A 4,517-nucleotide genomic window follows, 5' to 3' on the forward strand; every position below is an offset into this window, starting at 1 on the left:
CGCGTCGCTTCGGGCCGTTCTGGGCGACGGTCGCGTCGCTTCGGGCCGTTCTGGGCGACGGTCGCGTCGCTTCGGGCCGTTCTGGAGGTCGGCCGCGTCGCTTCGGGCCGTTCTGGAGGTCGGCCGCGTCGCCTCGGGCCGTTCTGGGGGCGGGCCGCGTCGCTGGGGGCAGGCGGCGCGGAGGCGTCAGCGCGGGCGCAGAACCCGCGCCCGGACGGCGCCGATGACGACGGCCACCTGGACCGCGACCAGCCCGCCGAGCACCGCGGACAGCGTCGCGGACGGCCGCACGACCACCCAGACCCCGACCGTCAGCACGAGCGCCGCGACGAGGCCGCGTGCGCAGAGCCCGAGCGCCCGGGACAGGCCGGCGACGGCGTGCCCCGGTACCGGGACGTCGTGGCGCAGCAGGCGTAGCAGCACCCAGGCGGCGAGCACCGCCCCGACCAGCGCCGCGAGCATTCCCACCATGAGCACGACGAGCCCGGGGGTGACCATGTCGGCGCCCATGCCGCCGTCCTCGACCCGCGCCATGCTCGCCGCGCCCGCCGCCACGAGGCCGAGGCCGACCACGGAGGCGGCCATCGCGGCGAGAGTGCGGGTGGTCGCCTGCACCGCCAGACCGCCCTCGACGTCGGGGTCGGTCCGCCCGACGAGTGGGGACGTGTCGACGGGCTGGGGCGTGCCGGCGGGCGTGCTCGAGGAACGTCCCCCGAACGGCGTGTCCTCCGGCGTGCCCACGTCCTCACGGTAGGCGAGGAGCGCGCCACGACGGCGCAGGCGCGCACGCCCGCGGGCCCCTCGAGGTCGGCCCGCTACGGCAGCGCGTACCCGTCGTCGCGGCTGACGAGCAGCCCGTCGGCCACGAGCGTGGCCAGCGCCCGCTCACGCTGCTCCGCCTCGGGCCAGGCCAGGCCGAGCACGGCGTCGGGCACCACGCCACCGGCCTCGCGCACGGCGCCGAGCAGCCGGCCACGGGCCTGCCGGTCCGTCCCGTGCCAGGCCTGGACCCGGCGCCGGTGCGCGTGGGGGTCGGGCGGGTAGCCCGCCGCGCGCCACGCGCACGCGCCGGCGACCGGGCAGGCGGTGCAGGACGGGGCGCGCGCGGTGCACACGAGCGCGCCGAGCTCCATGATCCCGACGCTCCACCGCGCGGCGGCCGCCGGGTCGCGGGGCAGCACCGCGGCCGCACGGGTGCGCTCCGCGGAGGTGAGCGACGGGGCGGGCAGCGCCTCGCCGTCGAGCACGCGCGTGAGCACGCGTCGCACGTTCGTGTCGAGCACGACGGCGCGCCGACCGTACGCGAACGCCGCGACGGCGGCCGCGGTGTACTCCCCGATGCCCGGCAGTGCACGCAGGGTGTCGAGGTCGAGCGGCACCTCGCCGTCGTGCGCCGCGACGATCGCGGCGGCGGCATCACGCAGGCGCAGCGCCCGACGCGGGTAGCCGAGCCGGCCCCAGGCGCGCAGCACGTCGGCGACGGGCGCGGCGGCGAGGTCGGCGGGCGTCGGCCAGGCCGCGAGCCAGGCGCGCCAGACGGGCTCGACCCGGGCGACCGGCGTCTGCTGCAGCATGACCTCGCTCACCAGCACGCTCCAGCCGGTGGCGTCGGCGGCGCGCCAGGGCAGGTCGCGCGCGTGCGCCGCGTACCACTCCGCGACGGCGCGGTGCAGGTGCGCCGGGTGCGCGGCGGTCGGGTGGGGATCGGGCGACGCCGGGCGCGGGCTGTGGGGGGCGGCGGTCATGGCTCGCCTATCCTCACAGGGTGCCGAACCCATCGCGACCGACCCGTGCGACGGCGGCGGCGTACCGACGGCGACGCCTGGTCGCCCTGATCCTGGGGCTTCTCGTGCTGGGGGCCGCGGCCTGGGGCGTGACGGCGCTCGTGGGGCTCTTCACCGGGGGCGACGCCGAGGCGACCGGGACCCCGACCAGCAGCCCCGCCGGGGACCCCACGGACGTGCCCACCGACGCCGGTACCGGGGGCGCCACCGATCCGACGACCGCGCCGGAGCCCTCGCCCACCGAGTACCCGCTCGGCGCGACCCCGCCGACGCCGACCGCGTGCACACCCGAGCAGGCCCAGCTCACGCTCACAGTGCCCGCGACGAATGCGGTGGGTGCGGGCGTCGCGATGGTGCTCGGCGTGAGCACCGGCTCGGGCCCGGACTGCCTCGTCGACCTCGGGTCCGGCGCCACCGTGCTGGAGATCAGCTCCGGCGGCGTCCCGGTCTGGAGCTCGGCGCAGTGCCCGTTCGAGCCGACCTCGCGCAGGCTGCTGCTGCCCGCTGACAGCGAGGACTTCCAGGACCTCTCGTGGCCCGGTGCGCTGTCCCAGGACGGCTGCCCGGGTGGGATGCCGGTCGCGCAGGCCGGGACGTACCTCGCCGTGGTGACGCAGACGTCGGGGGACCAGGTGCTGCGCGCGGAGGCGACGTTCGTCCTGCAGTAGCGCGGTGCCTACGGCAGAGCGCTACACGAAGCGGTCGATGAGCGATGTCTCGGCGAGGCGCGACAGCCCCTCTCGCAGCGAGCGGGCGCGCACCGCGCCGACCCCGTCCACCACCTGGAAGTCCTCCACCGTCGCGGCGAGCAGCTTCTGCAGCGTGCCGAAGTGCGCGACGACGGCCTCGACGATCGGCATCGGCAGGCGCGGCAGCCGGGTGAGCATCCGGAACCCGCGCGGGGACGCGGCGGCGTCGAGCACGTCGCCGCCCGCACCGCCGAGGCCGAGGCGCCGGGCGACCTGCGCGAGGTCGATGAGCTCGGTGGAGTCGAGGGCCTCGATGCTCGCGAGCGACTCGGCGAGCGTGCGCCGCTCGTCGATGTAGTCGCGCACCACGAGCTCGCGGTCGGGCCAGGAAGCGCCCACGAGCTCGTCGAGCTGCAGCGCAAGGAGGCGGCCGTTCGTGCCGAGCTCGGTCACGTAGCCGGCGATCTCGATCGAGATCCGGTGCACCATCTCCAGGCGCTGGACCACGGTGGCGACGTCCCGCACCGTGACGAGGTCCTCGATCTCGAGGGCGGACAGCGTCTGCGTGACCTCGTCCAACCGGGCTCGGTAGCGCTCGAGCGTCGCGAGGGCCTGGTTGGCGCGGGACAGGATCGCGTCGGAGTCCTCCACGACGTACCGCTCGCCCTTGTAATACACGGCGACGATCCGCATCGACTGACTGACCGAGATGACCGGGTAGCCCGTCTGTACGGCTGCGCGCTGCGCGGTGCGGTGCCGGGTGCCGGACTCCGACGTCTCGATCGAGGCGTCGGGCAGCAGCTGGACGGCCGCCCGCAGGATGCGCGACGCGCTCGTGTCCATGACGATCGCGCCGTCCATCTTCGCCAGCTCGCGCAGCCGGGTGGAGGAGAACGCGACGTCGAGCTCGAACCCGCCGGAGCAGATCGACTCCACCACCGGGTCGTACCCGATCACGATGAGGGCGCCGGTGCGTCCGCGCAGGATGCGCTCGAGGCCGTCGCGCAGCGCCGTCCCGGGCGCGACGGCGCTCAGGAACGAGCGGCCGGAGGCGGCGGGGACGACGTCGGACATGGCGCGCACTCTACGGCAGCGGCGGCTGCCGGCCGGGGCTGCTCACCGGCCGCCGCGCGCCCGCCGAGCGCGTTCGAGCTCGTCCGGCGGCGCCGCCGGGGTGCGTCCGTCGGAGGCGCCGACGGGAGAGTCCGCGCCGTCCAGGGCGAGCGCGAGCGCAGCCGCGACGTCCCCCGCGGGCAGCAGACGCAGTCCCTCGGGTGCGCGCACACCCGAGGCGCCGGCCCCGCCGAGGCCCTCGGGCACGACGGCGCACGTGAACCCCAGCCGGACCGCTTCCGCCAAGCGGCGCTCGAGCCCGGTGGTGGGACGCAGCTGCCCGGTCAGCCCGACCTCGCCGACCGCGACGAGGCCCGGCCGCAGCGGCAGGCCGGACCGCGCGCTGGCGAGGGCGAGGATGAGCGCGACGTCGGCCGCGGGCTCGAGCGCCCGCGCACCACCCACGGTGGAGACGTAGACGTCCTGACCCGCGACCCCGCGCGCCAGGCGCGACTCCAGTACCGCGAGCACCATCGACACGCGCGCGGGATCCACCCCGGCGGTCGCGCGGCGCGGGTGCGGCGCCGAGGACGTCGCGACGAGCGCCTGCACCTCGATCGGCATCGGGCGGGCGCCGTCGAGCGTGATCGTGACGCAGCAGCCCGGCTCGGGCGAGCGCCGCTCCGAGAGGAACAGACCGCTCGGATCGGCGAGCCCCTCGATGCCGGAGTCGCCCAGGTCGAAGCAGCCGACCTCGTCGGTCGGGCCGTACCGGTTCTTCACCGCGCGCACCATGCGCAGGCGCGAGTGCCGCTCGCCCTCGAACTGGCACACCACGTCGACGAGGTGCTCGAGCACGCGCGGCCCCGCAATCCCGCCGTCCTTCGTCACGTGCCCCACCAGCACGACCGGCAGGTGCCGGGCCTTCGCCACGGCGATCACCGCGGCCGCGACCTCGCGCACCTGTGCGACACCGCCAGCGGCGCCCTCC

5 protein-coding genes are annotated in these 4,517 nt (G+C 76.5%); 1 reads left to right on the top strand and 4 read right to left on the bottom strand.

Annotation, left to right across the window (positions count from 1 at the left end):
* Window positions 1-186 precede the first annotated feature (186 nt).
* Entirely contained in the window at window positions 187-741 is a 555-nt protein-coding gene (locus FH969_RS14445) for a hypothetical protein (protein ID WP_139987876.1), read from the bottom strand.
* 74 nt (window positions 742-815) lie between these two features.
* Window positions 816-1,745, bottom strand: coding sequence for an HhH-GPD family protein (locus tag FH969_RS14450; protein ID WP_139987878.1), 930 nt, complete (start codon window positions 1,743-1,745; stop codon window positions 816-818).
* 20 nt (window positions 1,746-1,765) lie between these two features.
* Between FH969_RS14450 and FH969_RS14455 the strand changes: the two genes are divergently transcribed.
* Window positions 1,766-2,452 (top strand): hypothetical protein, encoded by a 687-nt coding sequence (locus tag FH969_RS14455; protein ID WP_139987880.1) that lies wholly within the window; start codon window positions 1,766-1,768, stop codon window positions 2,450-2,452.
* A 21-nt stretch (window positions 2,453-2,473) separates the two neighbouring features.
* Here the strand turns inward: FH969_RS14455 and disA are convergent, their stop codons facing one another.
* Window positions 2,474-3,547, bottom strand: coding sequence for a DNA integrity scanning diadenylate cyclase DisA (disA, locus tag FH969_RS14460; protein WP_108718173.1), 1,074 nt, complete (start codon window positions 3,545-3,547; stop codon window positions 2,474-2,476).
* A 42-nt stretch (window positions 3,548-3,589) separates the two neighbouring features.
* Window positions 3,590-4,517 (bottom strand): S16 family serine protease (locus FH969_RS14465; RefSeq protein WP_139987882.1); only part of this gene is annotated, 928 nt, incomplete at its 5' end.

The organism is Miniimonas arenae (genome assembly GCF_006351005.1).
Taxonomy (GTDB): Bacteria; Actinomycetota; Actinomycetes; order Actinomycetales; family Beutenbergiaceae; genus Miniimonas; species Miniimonas arenae.